The sequence below is a fragment of the Pandoraea commovens genome, assembly GCF_024704525.1.
Lineage (GTDB): Bacteria > Pseudomonadota > Gammaproteobacteria > Burkholderiales > Burkholderiaceae > Pandoraea > Pandoraea commovens.
The window spans coordinates 4,715,959-4,735,113 of the sequence record NZ_CP102780.1; the positions used below are offsets into that span (position 1 = coordinate 4,715,959).

The window sequence follows — 19,155 nt, forward strand, 5'->3', positions numbered from 1 at the left end:
AACCGCGTCGACTAAAAAGTATCGTCTAGCCTGACCTGGACATCACCAATGCCTACGTCGGCCGCCCCGTCTGCAAGGTGCATGGTCACTTGCTGACCACGCTGAAGTTTTCGAGGGTCTCGCAGCGGCTGCCCCTTCGCATCGAGGACTGCGGCGTATCCGCGTTGCAGCGTGCGACGCGGGTTGAGTAGTTCAAGCTGCGCGGTGGCGTCGGTCAGGCGCTGTGCCGAGCGCTCGGCACGGCGCGACATGGCCGTCTGAAGACGTTGTTCGAGCAATGCCACGCGCTCATGTTGCGACGCGACATCCGGCACAGCCCGTGCATGGCGCAGACGCAACATCTCGAATCGGCTGTGACGCTGGGCCAGCGGGCGTTCGAGGGCGTGGCGCATGCGATCGGCCAGATGCGCCAGTTCCCCACGCTGGCGCGCCAGACGCTCGCGCGGGGAGACCATCGCGCGCGACAGGCTGTCGAGCTGCTGGGCGCGCTGCTCGAGCGTGCGACGCATTGCACGACTCAGACGCTGACGCTCCCGATCGACTTCGCGCAGGCACTCGTCGCGCGCCGCCGAGATCAGTTCTGCTGCTGCCGTGGGCGTGGGCGCGCGCACGTCCGCGACGAAGTCGGCAATCGTGAAATCGGTTTCGTGCCCGACGCCGGAGACCACCGGCAGTTCGCTGCGCGCAATGGCGTGCGCCAGCACTTCTTCGTTGAACGCCCAGAGGTCCTCGATGGAACCTCCGCCCCGGCACAACAGCAGGGTGTCGACTTCGCCGCGCGCATTGGCCGTATCGAGCGCCGCCGCGAGCTTTGTGGCGGCGTCCGCCCCCTGCACGGGCGCGGGATAAATGACGACGCTCACATGCGGGGCGCGACGCGCGAGCGTTGTCAGCACGTCACGCAAGGCGGCCGCCTGCAACGACGTGACAACGCCCACGCGCCGGGCATACCGCGGCAATTCACGCTTGCGCCCGGCATCGAACAGCCCGGCAGCGGCGAGCTTTTCCTTCAGGCGCAGGAATGCCTCGTAGAGATTGCCCTGCCCCGCGCGCCGGATCGCTTCGACGTTGAGTTGTACCTCGCCGCGCGGCACATACATGGAGAGCAAGGCACGCACCTCGACGCGATCGCCCTCCTTCGGTGAGAAATCCGCATGCTGCGCGCGACCGCGGAACATCACGCAACGCATTTGCGCCTGTGCGTCCTTGATCGAGAAATACCAATGGCCGCTGGCGGCGCGCGTGAAGTTGGAAATCTCGCCGCTGACCCATGCCAACGGGAAACTCCGCTCCAGCACGCCGGCAACGGCCTTGTTCAAATCCGAAACACTGAGTACGCGATCCGCACCACCAGTGGGCCGGGCGTCGTCGAAAGATAGGTTCATGCGTGTGCGCTGACGAAAAACTGTCCACAGGCCCGCTAATTTAAGGGTTTTCGCGCCCGGATGCCCGACAATTCCTACGCACCGGGCGCAAACCCTTGATTTATCGGGCTTTGCGGAGGGCTTCCACGGCGTAAAAAGGCGTGTTTACGTGACACACGACAAGATATATCTTCCCAGGCCGACATGTACACATAGTTATCCACAGGCTAACGAGGAAATCTTGGGATTTGTGAGCTTGCGGAGGTGTTCATTTCTGAAACCGCTCATTGCCCATTTTTTCATCACGAACTAAAAAGTTCCACCGCGTCAAAGAGTTGCCGAGAGTATCCAAAGGTTGTCCACATCCTTGTGCTCGTCGGGTGTGGAAAACGGTGCTTGCCCATCCCCCCCCTGCACGCTACAGTTCGGACTCGTTTGCCCATCCCCCGCAACAAGCAAGAGGTCTCTTTGTTCGCCGTCATCCAGGCCGCCGGCTGGCCCATCTGGCCACTTCTCATCGCTTCCATCATTGCCCTCGCCCTGATCGTCGAGCGCGCCCTGTCGCTTCGCCGCGCACGTGTGCTGCCGACCGGCGTACTCGAAAACGCGATCACGCTCGCGCGCCGTGGCGCTGCCAAGCAAGACGCCACCGAAGCACTGGCGCGCGGCTCCATGCTGGGCCGTGTGCTCGCGACCGGCGTGCGCTACGTCGCCCACAATCCGCAGGGCCCGCGCGAAGGCGCGAAAGAGGCGCTGGAGGAAACGGGGCGTGCCGTCGCCCATGAGCTGGAGCGCTTTCTGCCCGCGCTGGGCACCATCGCCTCGGTCGCACCGCTCATGGGTCTGTTCGGCACGGTGATCGGCATGATCGAGATCTTCGGTTCGCAGGATGCAACGGGCACCGATCCGGCCCAACTGGCACACGGCATCTCCGTTGCGCTCTACAACACCGGCTTCGGGCTGATGATCGCGATTCCGGCAATGATCTTCTATCGGTACTACCGCACCCGCGTCGACGCCTTCCTCGTCGAACTCGAAACGCAGGCGGTCCATTTTCTCGATGCCACGCTGCCGCGGCACTGATTCGAGAGACATGCGATGAATTTCCGTCGAGGTCTCTCCACGCGCGATGAACCGGAGATCAATCTGATCCCGCTCATCGACGTGCTGCTCGTCATCCTGATCTTTCTGATGGTCACGACGACCTACACGCGCTACACGGCGCTGAAGGTCAATCTGCCCACGGCAGACGCCGAAAAAGCGGTCGTGCCGCCGCGTCAGATTGTCGTTTCGGTAGGCGCCGACGGCAGCTACGCGATCGACCGGCATGCGCTGGCACAACGCGACGTTGCCGGTCTGACGGCCGCGCTGCGTCAGGCGGCTGGCCCCGCCAATACCGGCGCTGAGCCGCCGGTGATCATCATCAACGCCGACGCCAAGAGCACGCATCAGTCCGTCATCAATGTGATGGAGGCCGCGCGTGAGGCCGGATTGTCGCGTCTGACCTTCGCTGCCCGTTCGACAACGGCGCACGGCACACCTGCGCAGCCGTCCCGATGACACGACACCCGTCGCGACAGCCGGACACCGCGAAAGGCGCGCGCGCGCGCGCCCTCGTGCCGCGTCTGTCGGGCTCGCTGGTCCATTGGGTCACGGCGCAGTGGCAACGCCGGGGGCTCGCCGCCTGGCTGCTCTGGCCGCTCTCGTGGATCTTCGGCGGCATTGCGGCGTGGCGGCGCATGGGCTTTCGTCGTGGCTGGAAACCGTCGACACGACTTCCAGTCCCGGTCGTCGTGGTCGGCAATCTGACGGTGGGCGGCACCGGCAAAACGCCGACCGTCATCGCACTCGTCGGCGCGTTGCGTGAACATGGCTACACGCCCGGCGTGCTTTCGCGAGGCTACGGGGCGACGCTGACCCAGCCGACGGAAGTCGTGCGCACGGCACGTCCGGAAGCCGTTGGCGACGAGCCGCTGCTGATCGCGAAACGGACCGGCGCGCCCGTGTGGGTCTGGCCGTCGCGCGTGGAAGGCGGTCGGGCGTTACTGGCTGCGCATCCCGAATGCGACGTCATCGTCTGTGACGACGGTCTTCAGCATTACGCCCTCGCACGCGACGTCGAAATCGCCGTATTCGATCATCGGCTCGGTGGCAACGGCTTCTTGCTGCCAGCGGGGCCGCTGCGCGAACCGCTATCGCGACAACGCGACGTGAACCTCATTAACGATCCGTATGGCCGAACGCTGCCGGATTGGCCGCATACGTGGCGTCTGACGTTGACGTTAGGCGATGCGTGGTGCGTCAGCCAGCCGTCGCTCAGCCGCGCGCTGTCTCACTTTGCGGGCAAGCGCGTGCTGGCAGCCGCGGGCATCGGGGCACCGGAGCGGTTCTTCGCGGCATTGCGCGCAGCAGGGTTGCAGATCGAGACGCTGGCGTTGCCCGATCATTACGACTTTGCGACCAATCCGTTCGACGGCGTGGCCGCGGACGCCATCCTGATCACCGAAAAGGATGCAGTAAAATGCGTCACCTGGTCCGACCCGCGTGTGTGGGCCGTACCTGCCGAGGCAGCGCTCGATGCGCGCCTCGTATCACTGGTAGTGGAGAAATTGCGTGGACAACCGACTGTTTGAGATTCTCGTCTGCCCGTTGTGCAAGGGCCCGCTGGAGCTGGATAAAAAAGCCCAGGAGCTGATTTGCCATGCAGACAAGCTCGCTTATCCGATTCGTGACGGCATTCCCGTCATGCTGGCCGACGAAGCACGTCAGTCTGTCGAAGGCACGCCCGTTCCGATGAACGACGACAAGTCCGCATCGTGAGCGATACGACGTTGCGTCCCGGCACCCAGGGTGTCGCTACCGCCACTGCCGCCGCCACCGATTTTGTCGCCGTGGTGCCTGCGCGCCTGGCGTCGACGCGTCTGCCCAATAAGCCTCTCGCCGATATCGGTGGCAAGCCGATGGTCGTGCGCGTCGCCGAACGTGCGCGCGAATCGGGCGCGCGCCAGGTTGTCGTAGCGACCGACGCCCAGAGCGTCGTCGATGCGGTATCCGCGCACGGTTTCGACGTGGTGCTGACCCGCCCGGACCACCCGACAGGCACCGACCGTCTGGCCGAGGTCGCCGTGGCGCAAGGCTGGCCTGACGACACCATCGTCGTCAACGTGCAGGGCGACGAGCCGCTGATCGATCCGCGTCTGGTGCACGCCGTCGCGGCTCATCTGGCCGAACACCCCGAATGCGCACTGTCGACCGCCGCGCATCCGATTACCGACAACGCAGAGATTTTCTCCCCGAACGTCGTCAAGGTCGTGCTCGATGCGCATGGCCGCGCGCTCTATTTCTCGCGTGCGCCGATTCCGTGGTCGCGTGACGCGTGGTCCGCCGGACTCGCGAGCGTCGCTACGTTGCCCGCCGCCACGACGACGGTCTTTCGTCACATCGGCCTGTACGCCTATCGCGCCAAGTTCCTGCGCAGCTACCCGAGTTTGCCGCAAGCCCCCATCGAGACGGCCGAATCGCTGGAGCAGTTGCGTGCGCTCTGGCACGGCGAGCGTATTGCCGTACTCGTGACGGACGACGCGCCGCTGCCGGGCGTCGACACGGCTGAAGACCTCGAACGCGTGCGCGCATTGCTGAAAAACTGACGTCGGCACGCGTCCCGGAAATCGCACCGACGCGACACCGCGCTGTCTGCAAAACGCCGCCGGGCGGGCATGACGTGGCATAATCGCTCTGATTCTCGCGAGCAGACCCCCGGTCGCGCGCGTCGCGCACTGCCGGGCGCGATGTCTGCGCGCAGCGCGGTTCGCCGGTCACAGGACCCGCAACCGCCGCAGAGCACCGGAGACGCACCTGCCTGCCGCACGCACAGCATTCACAAATCACAAACTTTCAGGAGTCATCGATGCGTCTGATTTTGTTGGGGGCACCCGGGGCCGGCAAAGGCACCCAAGCCACTTTCATCAAAGAAAAATTCGGCATCCCGCAAATCTCGACCGGCGACATGCTGCGCGCCGCGATCAAGGAAGGCACGCAACTCGGCCTTGAAGCCAAGCGCTTCATGGATGCAGGCGATCTGGTGCCGGACGGCGTCATCATCGGCATGGTCAAGGAACGTCTGACGGCCGCCGATTGCAAAAACGGCTATCTTTTCGACGGTTTCCCGCGCACCATCGCGCAAGCGGAAGCCATGAAGGAAGCCGGCGTCGCCATCGACTTCGTCCTCGAAATCGACGTGCCGTTCGATGAGATCATCACCCGCATGAGCGGACGTCGTACGCACCCGGCATCGGGCCGCACGTACCACGTCAAGTTCAATCCGCCGAAGGTCGAAGGCGTCGACGACGTGACCGGCGAGCCGCTTGTCCAGCGCGACGACGACAAGGAAGAAACGGTCAAGAAGCGCCTCGCGGTGTATGAGTCGCAGACCAAGCCGCTGGTCGCCTACTATTCGGACTGGGCCAAGCACGGCAGCCCCGGCGCGATCGTCGAGGCACCGCAGTACCGCAAGATCTCGGGCCAGGGCAGCGTGGATGAAATCCGCGCGCGCGCGTTCGACGCACTGAAGTAAGTCGACCGGGTCCATCGGTCGATGCCGCCCCGCGACTCCGTGTTGTTCGCAACGCGTGCGGTCCGGCAAGGGGTTCTGCCCCATCAGTAACGCCACAGAAGAAGGCGGCCAGTTCAGACTGCGCCGCCTTTTTTGCCAATGGAGGATGACGCATGGAAATTCAGGGCAATGTGTTTCTGATCACCGGTGGCGCCTCAGGGCTCGGCGCGGCCGCGGCGCGCTGGCTTGCAGGACTTGGCGCGAAGGTCGTACTGGCCGATGTGAATGTCGACGAAGGCGAAGCGCTCGCCGAAAAGCTCGGGGGCAAGTTCGTGAAATGCGACGTCACCCGGGAAGATGACGGCAAGGCCGCTGTGGCTGCAGCACAGGCACTCGGCGGGTTGCGCGGGCTCGTCAACTGCGCGGGCATCGCCATCGGCAGCAAGACGGTCGGACGCGATGGCCCCCATCCGCTCGACGCCTTTGCGCGCGTCATCCAGATCAATCTGATCGGCACCTTCAACATGATTCGCCTCGCGGCCACCGCGATGAGTCAGGGCGAGCCGAACGGCGAAGGCGAGCGCGGCGTGATCGTCAATACAGCGTCGGTCGCTGCCTACGATGGTCAGATGGGACAAGCCGCTTACGCGGCATCGAAAGGCGGCGTGGCCAGCCTGACACTGCCGGTGGCACGGGATCTCTCGCGCAGCGGTATTCGCGTGATGACCATCGCGCCGGGCATTTTCGAAACACCGATGATGCTCGCCATGCCCGCCGAAGTGCAGGCGTCGCTCGGCCAGATGGTGCCGTTTCCGCCACGACTCGGCCGACCTGCCGAATACGCGATGCTGGTCGAACAGATCGTGCGCAACCCGATGCTGAACGGCGAAGTGATTCGCCTCGACGGCGCGATTCGCATGCAGCCGAAATAGCCGCACCGACGGTCGATAACACGTAGGGCATGGTGCAAACGGCGCGCTGCGGACACTTTGTCGCAGCGCACCAAAATGTCGTTCGGACTATGGCTACAATGGAATGCCGGACGCAGATTGCGGTCGGCTAAAGACACCGGTTTTTCATGCTCCAGCCGGTGCCCAGATATTCTCCCCGTCGTCCCCCGAGGCAGGAGGCTGGCATGAAATCACTGGCGCAACAGATGTCGTTCTATCAGCGCTATCACCGCAGTCCCAAGAACCGTCTCACGCATTTCTTCGGCGTTCCCATGATCATCCTCGCGGTGATGCAAGCGTTCTCGTGGGTGCCGCTCGGCCCCAGCGGCCTGAACGCAACGCACGTGATCGTGCTAGTCCTGCTGATGTACTACTTCCTGCTCGATGTACCGCTGGCGCTTGCCATGACGGCGTTCTTCGCCGTGTTGCTGGCGCTCACGCAACATCTGGCGAAGCTGCCTTGGCCGTGGGCGCTCGCCGTCTTCGGTGTGTTGTTCGTCGGCGGCTGGATCGTGCAATTGATCGGCCACCACTACGAGGGCCGCAAGCCCGCCCTGCTCGATAACATCTTCCAGATTTTTATCGCCCCGATGTTCCTCATGGCCGAAGTGTTCTTCCATTTCGGTTACAAGCCGGGGCTCAAGCGCGAAGTGCAGGAGTTGTCGATGCAGTCGGTGTAGTCGACGCAAGACGCGCGCGGGCCAGCGCCCGACGTCAAAACGCCAGCCGGGAATGCGGCTGGCGTTTTTTATGGATGACGCTGTGGGCGAAACTTACCCGTGGCTGCCCGGACGGCGGCTCAGGTCGTCGAGCACCTGACGAATCGCATCGGCGTCGTCCGCTTCGGGACGCTTGCCCAGATACCACTCCAGATCGTCCTGCGCCGGACGCACCAGACCCAGACGCGCATACGCCAGCCCGCGATCCCGCTTCTCGATGGGCTGATCGGGTAGCACGAGCACCATACGCTCCTGCACCGCCAGCAGCCGCTCCCACCGTTCGTTCTGTGTATAGATGGCCCGCAGATTGCGAAGCATGCGCGCCAGAATCTCGCGCGGCGTCGCGGGCTCCAGGAACGGGTGCAGCAACGCCCACAACGCCAGTTCCTGAATCGGCTCGGCGCTTTCGTCGCGATAGTGCTTCAGGTACGGTTCGACCATTTCGAGCAGGCGTTGCGGCGAAAGGGAATTGCCCGAAATGGGGTCGATGACGACATCCCCGGCGGGCACCGCGAGACGCAGCAGAAAGTGCCCGGGGAACGAGAGGCCACGCAACGGCAGCCCGATCTGATGACCGATCTCCATGCACAGCACGGCGAGCGAAATCGGAATCCCGCGACGCCGATCCAGCACCACATGCAGGTGGCTGTTATCCGGATCGTAATAGTCGTTCTGATTGACGGTGAAGCCGAGTTCGCGGAAGAAGAAATGGTCGAGCAGTTGCAGCTTTTGCAACGGCCCGGCGTCCGGCGGCAGACGCTTGGCCAGACGTGCAGCCAGCGCATCGATCTGGGTAAGCGTGTCCTGCACGTCGAGATCGGGATAGACGTCCTGTGCGATGGCAATGGCTGCCTCGGTCAACGGCAGGCCGTCGTCGGACGCAACCAGCGCAGCAAAATACTCCAGAATTCGATTCGCCATGCGGTATCCGTGAGTTCCGCCGCGACCGGCCCGCTAATGGATCACCAGGATCAAGAGCGGGTGCGCCGACGGAAGAACGAGAAGTTGAAACCCATGAGGAATAATGCCCCGAAATACACCACGGCGCATAGCACCAGACTCGCACCGAGCAAGGCAATGCGCGCCAGCGGACGCGCCCCCAGGGCCACCCAGTCGAAGCTCTGCGTGAACCACAGCAGTACGCCCGCTAGGATCAGACACGCCGCCAGAAGCTGGACGAAGAACAGACGCCACCCCGCCGCCGGCCGGTAAATGCCGCGCTTATAGAGTCCCGCGAAAAGCAGCGCGGCGTTCATGCATGCGCCGACGCCGATCGACAGCGACAACCCCGCATGGGCGAACCAGCGCACGAAAAGCACGTTCGAGAGCTGCGTGGCGATCAGTACCACGATGGCAATCTTCACGGGTGTCTTGATGTCCTGCTTGGCGTAGAAGCCCGGCGCGAGAATCTTGATGAGGATCAGCCCGACGAGGCCGACGCCGTAGGCGGTGAGCGCGTGCGCCGTCATCACGACGTCGGTCGCATCGAAGCGTCCGTACTGATACAGGGTCGCGGTGAGCGGCTCAGCATAGACGAACAGGCCGACTGCGCTGGGCATTGCCAGCAGGAAGGTCAGACGCAGCCCCCAGTCCAGCAACGCAGAATACTCGGCGGGATCGTCATCGGCATGCGCGCGCGCCAGACTCGGCAGCAGAATCGTGCCCAGCGCCACACCCAGCAGCGCCGTCGGAAACTCCATCAGACGGTCTGCATACGCCAGCCACGACACACTGCCCTGCGCCAATCGCGACGCAATGTTCGTATTGATGATCAGGCTGACCTGAGCGACCGACACGGCGAGCGTGGCCGGCACCATCTTAGCGAGCACCCGCTTGACGCCCGCGTTGCGAAGCGCCGCCGCAATATTGATCGTGATGCGGGGCAACATGCCGATGCGGGCGAGCGCCGGGAGCTGAATGATCAGTTGCAGCACGCCGCCCACGATCACGGCATACGCGAGTGCGTAGACCGGCGTCTCCAGATGCGGCGCCACCCACAGCGATGCCACGATCGAGCTGACGTTGAGCAGCACCGGTGCAAATGCGGGCATCGAGAACTGACGCCACGTATTGAGCACGCCTGCGGCGAGCGTCGTGATCGAGATCAGGGTGATATAGGGGAACATCACGCGCGTCATGAAGACGGCGGCATCGAACGTGCCGTTTTCGCGCGACAGGCCCGTCGCGACGGCGTAGACCACGCCTGACGCGCCGAGCACCCCGGCAATCGTGATGGACAGGAGCACCCAGAAAAGCACCGTCGTCACGGAGTCGACGAGCGTTTTCGTCTCTTCTTCGCTACGTTGCGATTTGAATTCGGCCAGAATTGGGACGAATGCCTGCGAAAACGCCCCTTCAGCGGACAGGCGGCGCAGCAGATTGGGAATACGGAACGCCACGTTGTAGGCGTCGGTCATGGGACCGGCACCAAACATGCGTGCGATAAGAATTTCACGAATCAGGCCGGTGATGCGCGAAAGCATCGTAAAACCGCTGACCGTAGCGAGAGCTTTGAGCAAATTCATGTTGCGCGTATTATACGCACAGCATTGCAGCAAAGAAGTTGCAATTTCCGTTGGGCTTCGTCTATAATCGTCGGTTTCGAAGTCAATGGATTGCTTCCTGGCCACCGTGTCTCCCAGGGAGCGGAGCCAAACTGCACAGAAGCCGCATTAGGCGGAGCAATTCAAGGAATTCACTGAACATGGCAAATACCGCACAAGCACGCAAGCGCGCGCGTCAAACCGTTAAGATCAACGCCCACAACTCGGCGCTGCGTTCGCGTCTGCGCACGGCTGTGAAGGCTGTTCGCAAGGCAATCGCCACCGGCGACCAAGCCGCTGCCAAGGAAGTGCTGCGCACTTCGGCAAAGACGATCGACATCATCGCTGACAAGAAGATCGTTCACAAGAACACCGCTGCTCGCCAAAAGAGCCGCCTGTCGGCCGCTATCAAGGCGATGTCGGCTGCTGCCTAAGCTGGGTATTCCCGCTTAGCTGCAAAGCACTACAAGTTGCTTGCCGGTTCCGACTACGGTCGGGACACTAAAAAGCCCGCTTCATGCGGGCTTTTTTCTATTCTGCGCTCCCTCTTCCTTCTCCTTCATTCCCCTCGTTACGCCATACAAAACACGCAATTCTGCCGAGCGCATCGAGCACCACGGGAGACAAGCTGGAAGGGGAACGTGCCGGAAGGGCGAAGATGTGACGAAGCGACGGTGAGTAGGGCCGAAGGCCCGACACTCACGTCTGGCCGACAGCGGCCAAGGGGGATTTATTTGACGTCGGGAACGAAGCAGGCTTCCGTCGTTTGCAACCCGTTGTCACGCGCAAAACTCATCACGAAATCGAACATTCTCGGCTCGATCTCTTTCAGTCGCTCATCGACAACGACGCACTTGACGTCACCCACCATCGTCGGACGCACATAGGGGGAGTACTGCATGTATGCGTTCGGGCCAGAATTGCTTCGGCCGCAGAACGACACGGCGCCGCACAGACGCTCCGCCCAGTCACTCGGACGAAACTTCTTGCCATCCAGAGTCAGCCCCTGAATGAAATACTCGCGCGCGGAAACCTGGTCGGTCATATCGCTCAATCACCTCAAAAAACACCTGGCCAGCCGTACGCGGGTAGCGTGGCCGACAGAGCCAGTATTATATCTTATATAAGACTGGAACCTGTCCCCCACCATTGCTGCGGATGTTTTTTTCGGTCTTGCCAGCCGATTTTGGCTGTGCAGCAGCGGGCTCGATCATACGCTTTTCGTGTGACGACAAAACGATTTGGTAGACTACGGGCTGTCCACCCTAAAGCCAGCACCGGTAGAGCACCTTCACGAGCCTGACCGGGGGGGACAGGCCTCAAGGCTTGTTCGTCGTGCCGAACGCGTTCGAGTTCCCAGCAAATCTGCGAGGAACGCACGCGGGATCGGCCTCCAGCAGAACATCCAAATGACCACCGCCAAACCCATCAAGCATTACCTTCAGTTTTCGGATCTGACGCTCGACGAGTATGACTACGTGCTCGAGCGCACCCGCATCCTCAAGAAGAAATTCAAAAACTACGAGACTTACCATCCGCTGCACGACCGCACGCTGGCGATGATCTTCGAGAAAAGCTCGACCCGCACGCGTCTGTCGTTCGAGGCCGGTATTCACCAGTTGGGCGGTCACGCCGTGTTCCTGAACACCCGCGACACGCAGCTCGGTCGCGGCGAGCCGATCGAAGACGCCGCCCAGGTGATCTCGCGCATGACCGACATCATCATGATCCGCACGTTCGGTCAGGAGATCATCGAGCGCTTCGCCCAGCATTCGCGTGTGCCGGTCATCAACGGCCTGACCAACGAATACCACCCGTGTCAGGTGCTGGCAGACATCTTCACGTACTACGAGCATCGCGGCCCGATCAAGGGCAAGACGGTCACGTGGATCGGCGACGCCAACAACATGTCCTACACGTGGATTCAGGCCGCCGAGATCTTCGGCTTCCAGTTCAATATCTCGACGCCGCCGGGCTACCGTCTCGATCAGGCGATGGTGGCCGAATCGAGCCGTCCGTTCGTGCGTGAGTTCGACGATCCGCGCGCCGCCTGCGAAGGGGCCGACCTCGTGTCGACGGACGTCTGGACAAGCATGGGTTACGAAGCGGAAAACGAAGCACGCAAGGCCGCGTTCGCTCAATGGTGCGTGAACGCCGACCTGATGCAGCGCGCGAAGTCCGACGCCCTCTTCATGCACTGTCTGCCCGCCCACCGCGGCGAAGAAGTCTCGGCGGATGTCATCGACGGTGCGCAAAGCGTCGTCTGGGACGAAGCCGAGAACCGTCTGCACGTGCAGAAGGCACTCATGGAGTTCCTGATGCTGGGCCGCGTCTGACGCCTATAGCGCATCTGACGCACCGAATGCAGATCAGCCGGGACACCCAGCCCGGCCACACCGCCCGGACTGGCGCAATGCCGTCCGGGCGGTTTTCGTTACCCCACCGCGATTAACGTTCCGCTATCATCGCTGACGCGCGCCGTCAGCCATTCTCGTGACGCCGCGCGCTTCATCGCAGCACGACACAGTACGCCCCGCCCATCAGAGCGTTTCGGAATTTGCACAGCCTCGCACCACATCGGGGCATATTCGTTGTGCATTGCACAAAATGCCGCCGGGTGGACGCTCGAAACGTGCTAGCATGAATTCACGCCTGGCCCTGAGCGGCCTGGCATATTGACTCTCTATCGCGGCATTCGCTCGCATTCGACACAGCATTCGGTCATGACGCAAATTGCAACTCAGTTCGACAACGTTTCCGTAATCAAGCGCGCCAACACGTACTTCGACGGCAAGTGCGTTTCGCACACCGTCCTGTTCCCGGACGGCACGCGCAAGACGCTGGGTGTGATTTTCCCGGCCACGCTCCAGTTCGGTACCGATGCGCCTGAGATCATGGAAGTCACGGGCGGCCGCTGCCGCATCCGCCTGGCAGGTCAGACCGAGTGGCAAGAGTACGCTGCCGGTCAGGAATTCTCCGTGCCGGGCAATAGCAAGTTCGATATCGAGGTCGTGGAGACGCTCGATTACGTTTGCCATTACGGCTAACCGTCCGGCCAGCATCGCGACGGCGCGGGGTCTCCCGCGTCATCGCCCTCTCGGCCGGTTCAGCGCGGCCCGGCGCCGCTTCCCACTATGTCGCGACTGCCTCCCGAATCGGCCGACCACGCTGTCGGCCAAGCGTCCGATGTGCCTGAATCGTCTGACGCTCCCCACACGCCCTCGTCCGCGCTCGACACGTCTGCAGCGTCACCCCTGACGGCGGCAGAAGCGTTACACACGCCGTCCAACCCATCGGACACGTCCGATACGTCAGATACTCACCCGGACCTCGAACCGACGGACGTCCCGCTGCTTCCCGCTGACGGCCACCGCGCCAGCGCGAAAGCGAAGTCCTCCCGTGCACGACGCAACAACGGCGGACGCAAGGGCATCGATCTCGGCCTGCAAGGCGGTGGCGCGCACGGTGCGTACACGTGGGGTGTGCTCGACAAGCTGCTGGAAGACGGACGTCTGGAGTTCGAAGGCATCAGCGGCGCGTCCGCAGGCACGATGAACGCCGTGGTGCTGGCGCATGGTCTGCTCGACCGTCCCAACGTCGATCCGCGCGAGAAGGCGCGTGAGGCGTTGCACAGTTTCTGGCTGGGTGTTTCGCAAGCCGGTTCGTCGGCCACCGCATGGGCGCAAACCGTCTTCAGTTGGCTCAACGGGCGTCCGACCGAGTATCCCGTCTGGCATGACTGGATGCAGAGCATGCAGCAATGGATGATGCCGTTCGCGCAACCGCCGGCCGAGATCAATCCGCTGCGCACCGTGCTCGAAGCGCAGGTCGATTTCGAGCGTCTGCGCGAGAGCACTGCGACACATCTGTTCGTCTCCGCGACGAACATCCGCACCGGCAACATCCGCATCTTCCGCACACACGAGATCACGCTCGACGTGGCGATGGCGTCCGCCTGTCTGCCGTGGCTGTTCAAACCGGTGAAGATCGACGAGGACTTTTTCTGGGATGGGGGCTATCTCGGCAACCCGCCGCTCTACCCGTTCTATTACGAGACGGTCACGAGCGACATCCTGATCGTGCACATCAACCCGATCGAGCGCAAAGAGAAGCCGGTGCTGCCGGGCCAGATCATGAACCGGGTGAACGAGATCACGTTCAACGCTTCGCTACAACGCGAATTCCGGGCGATCTCGTTCGTGCACAAGCTGCTCGACGAAGGATGGCTGAAGCCAGAGTTTCGCGATCGGCTGAAGTACCCGCTGATCCACTCGATTCGCGCCGACAAGGAGCTTTACGACTTGTCCTCGTCAACGAAATTCGTCACGGACTGGCACTTCCTCACGACGCTGCGCGATCGGGGCCGCGAGGCCGCAGAGCGCTGGCTCGCGGAGCATTTCGACGACGTCGGCGTGCGCTCCACGGTGGATCTGAAGCGCGATTATCTGCAACGCTTGCCGGACGCCACCGCCATCAAAGCATGAGCGGTTCGGGGTCGAGCGAGACGCCGAAGCGTTCCCGAACGCTGGCCTGCACGGCGCGGGCCAGCGCGACGATATCGGCCCCCGTAGCCCCTCCGCGATTGACGAGCACCAGCGCCTGACGCTCGTGCACGCCCGCGTTTCCGACGGTCTTGCCGCGCCAGCCGCACTGGTCGATCAGCCAACCGGCGGCGACCTTCCACGAGCCGTCGGGCTGCGCATAGCCGACCGCCTGCGGGAAACGCGCGCGAAGCGCCTCAAACGTGGCGGCGTCCACGACGGGATTTTTGAAGAAGCTTCCGGCGTTGCCGAGTTGCGCGGGATCCGGCAGCTTGCGGCGGCGAATGTCGACGACCGCATCAAAGATCTGGCGCGCATCGGGCTGTGCAATACCGGCATCGGCCAGCGTGCGCGACACGTCGGCATACCCGGTCACGGCCTGCCAGGGCTGCGGCAGGCGCAGCGTCACGGCCACGATGATGTAGCGGCCCGGTTCGCGCTTGAACAGCGAATCCCGATAGCCGAAAGCGCAATCGTCGCGCGAGAGTGTGACGAACGCCCCGGTCGTCGTATCGAGCGCACGCACTTCATGGAAGCGCTCGGCGAGTTCCAGCCCGTAGGCGCCGATGTTCTGGATCGGCGCGGCACCCAACGTGCCGGGGATCAGCGCCAGGTTTTCCAGGCCGGGACAGTCTTGCGAGAGCGTCCAGTCGACGAAATCGTGCCAGACTTCACCCGCGCCGCCGCGTACATAGCGCGCGGACGGATCTGCCGGGTTGTCCGGAAGACGTTCGCGGTGGCGAATGGCCATGCGCAGCACCACCCCGTCGAAGTCACGCGTGAGCACAAGGTTGCTGCCGCCGCCGAGCACGAGGCGCGGCAGTCCGGCCAGTTCGGGCAAGGCAAGCGCGTCGAGCAGCGCCGCTTCGCTGTCGACGGTCACGACATAGCGGGCGGTGGCGGGCAGACCGAAGGTATTGAATTCGCGCAGGCTGACGTCGCGTTGCAACTGAAGCATGGAATATGGGCAGGCCAGTGGGTGTCGCCGTGCCGGACAGCGTCCCGGGGGGGACGCGGGACCGACGGCTGAATTACAATGTCGGGCGAAAGAATTTTGCGCATCATTATACCGAGGCTGCCAAGGCTGCCGACCGCGCCGGCCGCCCCCGCCGCCCGCCGGACTTACACGGCACGCTGTGCGTGCCATTTCACGAACCCTTAGACATTCAGGAGAGCCAGATGCCATCGTTTGACGTGGTTAGCGAAGCCAACATGGTAGAGGTCAAGAACGCCATCGAGCAGGCCAACAAGGAAATCTCGACGCGCTTCGACTTCAAGGGATCGGACTCGCGCGTCGAGCACAAGGAGCAGGAACTCACGCTCTTCGCAGACGACAACTTCAAGCTCGATCAGGTCACGCAGGTGCTCGTCGCCAAGATGGCCAAGCGTAACGTCGACGTGCGTTTTCTCGACTACGGCAAGGTCGAGAAAGTCAGCGGCGACAAGGTCAAGCAGGTCGTGAAGGTCAAGAAAGGTGTCGAAGGCGACCTGGCCAAGAAGATCGTGCGCATCATCAAGGACAGCAAGATGAAGGTGCAGGCGAGCATTCAGGGCGACAGCGTTCGCGTCGCGGGCGCCAAGCGCGACGATCTGCAAAGCGCGATGGCGCTGCTGCGCAAGGATGTCACCGACACGCCGCTCGACTTCAACAACTTCCGCGACTAAGCGTTACCGCGTTCGTTGCAGGCACAAAAAACCCGCAGACTCGCTGCGGGTTTTTTATTGGATCGACGGGCAATGCCTTCGCCCGTCTCCATGCCTACTTCTTCTGCCCGATGCGGCTTTCCTTGCCTGCGATCAACTTGCCGATGTTCGCGCGATGGCGATAGACCAGCAGGACCGCCATGACGATCACCGCCGGGGAGTACGGCCCGAAACCATACATGAAGACGTAGTAAAGGGGCGCAAACACGGCCGCGACCAGCGCGGCGAGCGACGAATAACGGAAGAAGATCGCAATGATCAGCCACGTCGCCATCACCGCCAGTCCCAGAATCGGGCTGATGGCAAACAACACGCCCGCGGCCGTCGCCACACCCTTGCCACCGGCGAAGCGCAGGAACACAGGGTACAAATGGCCAAGGAACACGGCGAGCGCCACTGCCGCCAGTCCGAAATCGCCCACACCCCAGGCGTCGGCAAAACGTTCCGCCAGATAAACCGCGAGCCAACCCTTGAGGGCGTCGCCGATCAACGTCAGGATGGCGGCCTTCTTGTTGCCCGAACGCAGTACGTTCGTGGCGCCCGGGTTGCCCGAGCCGTAACTGCGCGGATCCGCGAGGCCCATCGTGCGGCTGACGATCACCGCAAACGGCACCGAGCCGATCAGATACGCGAGAACGATAAAAACCAGTGTGGCCATGAACTTCGTGCGAGTGGAGGACTTGTAATGGCCGCCATTCTACTTGAGACGCCGTGCGCCCCCATTCTGGCAAACACGGGGTTGCGCAAATGCACCTCCGTTTTTGGGAAATAGCACCAAGTGCGCTTGCGCAACGTAGATTGCGGAACCGCCCTTCGAACGCAGCGGTCCCTCAAATATGCGCACTATGCGTTCACGTGCTTTGGGGAGGTTCAAGAATGACACCGATCCGCGTCGCCATTGCTGACCACCATCCTGTCGTTGTGGCCGGGCTCGAACACGAGTTGGGCAAACGGCCCTCACTGGAGGTGTTGGGAACTGCGCGTCATGTGGCAGAAATCGTCGATGTCCTCAATCGCACCTCGTGCGACGTACTGGTGATCGACCACACCATGCCTGGCGGAAAGTACGGCGACGGCCTGTCGCTGCTCGCCACGTTGCGGCGCATGTTTCCCTGCGTTCGGATTCTGGTGTTGACGGCAATGGTGGACGCGCCGATGGCTCGCCAGATTACCGATCTCGGTGTTGCATCGACACTCTGTAAATCGCGCGGCATCGACGACGTTATCGCAGCCGTCCACGCGTTGCACGATGGATTGCGCCCGACGCGCCCGACGCACCTTACGCGCCGCACTGCGCCCGCAGGCGCAGTGTCCGACGCCCGCACGGCATTGCTGAGTCAGCGCGAGGTGCAGGTCCTGCGCATGTATGTGTCGGGAATGTCGATCACTGCCATTGCGGCAAAACTCTACCGAACGAAACAAACGGTCAGTGCGCAAAAACGCAGTGTCATGCGAAAACTCGGCGTCGACTGCGACGCGCAGCTCTATCGCTTCGCCCTCCAAACCGGCCTCCCGGATGACGGGCCGCTGGTGTCGCCCGAGCGCGACGTCGACGCGGCCTGACCCGCTCACCCGGCCCCCGACTCATACCAGCGCGGCGTCGACGAACATCTCGATTCTGAGTGGCCCCTCGTAGCTCCCGGCGTCCTTTTCGCTCTCGACGAACGGCACGACCTCGAAGACGAGCGTCCCCGGCGAACAGGCCACCGGCGCCGGAATGCCCGGCAACCGTACGATCCGAATCGGCGCCTGCGCTACCGAAGCAAAGGTAGTGCCTACGGTGTCGCCCACGCTCACCCACTGATGCGCACCGGCATACGTCAGGCCGACCCGATACTCGATCCGCTGCCGGGGCTGCGAGCCGTCCGTCCCTTGCCTCAAGAGCAACCCGTTTCCGGGCGGTCGCGCAGGAAAGTTTGCACGTGCGTCGCTGGCGCGCACGCGTAATGCGCCGGGAGAGTTCGAGCCGAACCCGTCGTAGAAGCACATGTCGACCGACCGCCCCCCATACACGATTGGGACGAAGTTGGGTCCGGGGCGTCGCCTTAAGTCCAGCGCAACTCGTGGCGATGTGCTGGACAGCGTCGGAAAGTAAATCTGCGCATTCCGTTCGTCCGTCACGCGAAGTTCGATGTCGTAGCTGTGGGCTGCGCTTCTCACCTGATTCCCCAGCTCGACGACGTCGAACTCAAGACGTGCCCGCCAGATGCCGCCGACCGGAATCCTCTGCAACTCGACACGGGGGATCGCCAGTTCGTATCGCGATACGTCATAAGGACCCGCTTGGCACCTTCCAAAGTTCCGATCGGTGTGAAACGGAGGTCTCACGTGAGTACATGTGCTGCCCGAAACGGTAGTGACTTTGGTGCCGCCCACCGTCAGATCGACCTGAAGTTTGGAACGCTCCTCGGTGAATCGCAGGGAAATCGGTGTCGGTACCGGCCCGGTCACGTTGGCGGGTCTGACCGGACAGGCGCCCAAGGTCGTATCGACGTTCGAGCGGCAAACATGTGCCGTGCGCGAACCAATGCCGACACCCGGCGTGTAATGCGACGTCACTTGCCCACTGAAAAGCCAGTTGGCTGGCACCGACGATCGGTCGAACGTCAACGAAACGCTCTCGTGGCGGTCGGAAGGCAATATCTGCGCGACGACCGGAGATACCACGCCCATTGCCCCTACGGCGGCGACAACCCACTTCGCGCGCCGGATCACGCGCATGCACTCATGCTTCATCTCGTGCTTCCTCTCGTGCTTGCTCTCGTCCTTCATTCGGCTCGCT

General features: G+C 62.7%; 21 protein-coding genes. 14 read left to right on the top strand and 7 right to left on the bottom strand.

All coding sequences use genetic code 11. The annotated features are described in order from the left end of the window. Positions 1-11: 11 nt before the first annotated feature. A complete protein-coding gene (gene xseA / locus NTU39_RS21170; protein ID WP_257958500.1) occupies positions 12-1,385 on the bottom strand; it encodes an exodeoxyribonuclease VII large subunit in 1,374 nt (457 codons plus the stop codon). A 447-nt stretch (positions 1,386-1,832) separates the two neighbouring features. On the opposite strand from xseA, the gene NTU39_RS21175 reads away from it, so the two are divergent. The 8 genes from NTU39_RS21175 (at position 1,833) to NTU39_RS21210 (ending at position 7,546) form a co-directional block, all read left to right on the top strand. Continuing rightward, positions 1,833-2,447, top strand: coding sequence for a MotA/TolQ/ExbB proton channel family protein (locus tag NTU39_RS21175; protein WP_150664377.1), 615 nt, complete (start codon positions 1,833-1,835; stop codon positions 2,445-2,447). 15 nt (positions 2,448-2,462) lie between these two features. Further along, complete coding sequence (locus NTU39_RS21180; protein WP_257958502.1) at positions 2,463-2,924, top strand: ExbD/TolR family protein; 462 nt, start codon at positions 2,463-2,465, stop codon at positions 2,922-2,924. Beyond that, positions 2,921-3,997, top strand: coding sequence for a tetraacyldisaccharide 4'-kinase (gene lpxK, locus NTU39_RS21185; protein ID WP_257958503.1), 1,077 nt, complete (start codon positions 2,921-2,923; stop codon positions 3,995-3,997). Before NTU39_RS21180 ends, lpxK begins: the two co-directional genes overlap by 4 nt. Beyond that, a complete protein-coding gene (locus tag NTU39_RS21190; protein WP_039400921.1) occupies positions 3,978-4,184 on the top strand; it encodes a Trm112 family protein in 207 nt (68 codons plus the stop codon). Before lpxK ends, NTU39_RS21190 begins: the two co-directional genes overlap by 20 nt. 11 nt (positions 4,185-4,195) lie before the next feature. Continuing rightward, positions 4,196-5,011 carry a 3-deoxy-manno-octulosonate cytidylyltransferase gene (gene kdsB, locus NTU39_RS21195; protein ID WP_150664587.1) on the top strand — a complete coding sequence of 272 codons (816 nt, stop codon included), beginning with the start codon at positions 4,196-4,198 and terminating at the stop codon, positions 5,009-5,011. Between the two features lie 260 nt (positions 5,012-5,271). Then, complete coding sequence (adk, locus tag NTU39_RS21200; protein ID WP_150664380.1) at positions 5,272-5,937, top strand: adenylate kinase; 666 nt, start codon at positions 5,272-5,274, stop codon at positions 5,935-5,937. A gap of 152 nt (positions 5,938-6,089) precedes the next feature. After that, positions 6,090-6,848, top strand: coding sequence for an SDR family NAD(P)-dependent oxidoreductase (locus NTU39_RS21205; protein ID WP_257958504.1), 759 nt, complete (start codon positions 6,090-6,092; stop codon positions 6,846-6,848). Between the two features lie 203 nt (positions 6,849-7,051). Continuing rightward, positions 7,052-7,546, top strand: a complete 495-nt coding sequence (locus NTU39_RS21210; protein WP_174984644.1) for an Mpo1 family 2-hydroxy fatty acid dioxygenase — start codon at positions 7,052-7,054, stop codon at positions 7,544-7,546. A gap of 93 nt (positions 7,547-7,639) precedes the next feature. Here the strand turns inward: NTU39_RS21210 and NTU39_RS21215 are convergent, their stop codons facing one another. Both NTU39_RS21215 and murJ read right to left on the bottom strand, forming a co-directional pair. Further along, a complete protein-coding gene (locus NTU39_RS21215) occupies positions 7,640-8,506 on the bottom strand; it encodes a SirB1 family protein (protein ID WP_039400930.1) in 867 nt (288 codons plus the stop codon). Positions 8,507-8,556: 50 nt separating this feature from the next. Continuing rightward, a complete protein-coding gene (gene murJ, locus NTU39_RS21220) occupies positions 8,557-10,155 on the bottom strand; it encodes a murein biosynthesis integral membrane protein MurJ (RefSeq protein WP_425495016.1) in 1,599 nt (532 codons plus the stop codon). Positions 10,156-10,289: 134 nt separating this feature from the next. Between murJ and rpsT the strand changes: the two genes are divergently transcribed. Beyond that, positions 10,290-10,562 (top strand): 30S ribosomal protein S20, encoded by a 273-nt coding sequence (gene rpsT, locus NTU39_RS21225; protein WP_010807144.1) that lies wholly within the window; start codon positions 10,290-10,292, stop codon positions 10,560-10,562. 296 nt (positions 10,563-10,858) lie between these two features. Here rpsT and NTU39_RS21230 read toward each other — a convergent pair whose 3' ends face one another. Beyond that, positions 10,859-11,173, bottom strand: a complete 315-nt coding sequence (locus tag NTU39_RS21230; protein ID WP_150664384.1) for a DUF3579 domain-containing protein — start codon at positions 11,171-11,173, stop codon at positions 10,859-10,861. A gap of 364 nt (positions 11,174-11,537) precedes the next feature. On the opposite strand from NTU39_RS21230, the gene argF reads away from it, so the two are divergent. The 3 genes from argF (at position 11,538) to NTU39_RS21245 (ending at position 14,612) form a co-directional block, all read left to right on the top strand. Continuing rightward, on the top strand, positions 11,538-12,464 hold the full coding sequence (argF, locus tag NTU39_RS21235) for an ornithine carbamoyltransferase (RefSeq protein ID WP_039404085.1): 927 nt from the start codon (positions 11,538-11,540) through the stop codon (positions 12,462-12,464). Between the two features lie 387 nt (positions 12,465-12,851). Then, on the top strand, positions 12,852-13,175 hold the full coding sequence (gene ppnP, locus NTU39_RS21240; protein ID WP_039400939.1) for a pyrimidine/purine nucleoside phosphorylase: 324 nt from the start codon (positions 12,852-12,854) through the stop codon (positions 13,173-13,175). An 87-nt stretch (positions 13,176-13,262) separates the two neighbouring features. After that, the gene (locus tag NTU39_RS21245) at positions 13,263-14,612 is read left to right on the top strand and encodes a patatin-like phospholipase family protein (protein WP_257958507.1); all 1,350 of its coding nucleotides are present in this window, start codon (positions 13,263-13,265) and stop codon (positions 14,610-14,612) included. Here the strand turns inward: NTU39_RS21245 and murB are convergent. Beyond that, positions 14,602-15,627: a UDP-N-acetylmuramate dehydrogenase gene (gene murB / locus NTU39_RS21250; protein ID WP_150664386.1), complete on the bottom strand. Its 1,026-nt coding sequence runs from the start codon at positions 15,625-15,627 to the stop codon at positions 14,602-14,604. The two genes, NTU39_RS21245 and murB, sit on opposite strands and share 11 nt — an antisense overlap. Before the next feature lie 221 nt (positions 15,628-15,848). Between murB and NTU39_RS21255 the strand changes: the two genes are divergently transcribed. Further along, positions 15,849-16,334, top strand: a complete 486-nt coding sequence (locus NTU39_RS21255; protein WP_257958508.1) for a YajQ family cyclic di-GMP-binding protein — start codon at positions 15,849-15,851, stop codon at positions 16,332-16,334. 94 nt (positions 16,335-16,428) lie between these two features. Here the strand turns inward: NTU39_RS21255 and plsY are convergent, their stop codons facing one another. After that, on the bottom strand, positions 16,429-17,031 hold the full coding sequence (plsY, locus tag NTU39_RS21260) for a glycerol-3-phosphate 1-O-acyltransferase PlsY (RefSeq protein WP_150664388.1): 603 nt from the start codon (positions 17,029-17,031) through the stop codon (positions 16,429-16,431). A 218-nt stretch (positions 17,032-17,249) separates the two neighbouring features. On the opposite strand from plsY, the gene NTU39_RS21265 reads away from it, so the two are divergent. Continuing rightward, positions 17,250-17,936, top strand: coding sequence for a response regulator (locus tag NTU39_RS21265; RefSeq protein ID WP_174984647.1), 687 nt, complete (start codon positions 17,250-17,252; stop codon positions 17,934-17,936). Between the two features lie 21 nt (positions 17,937-17,957). Here the strand turns inward: NTU39_RS21265 and NTU39_RS21270 are convergent, their stop codons facing one another. Next, positions 17,958-19,145 carry a CblD like pilus biogenesis initiator family protein gene (locus NTU39_RS21270; RefSeq protein WP_257958510.1) on the bottom strand — a complete coding sequence of 396 codons (1,188 nt, stop codon included), beginning with the start codon at positions 19,143-19,145 and terminating at the stop codon, positions 17,958-17,960. Positions 19,146-19,155: the final 10 nt, after the last annotated feature.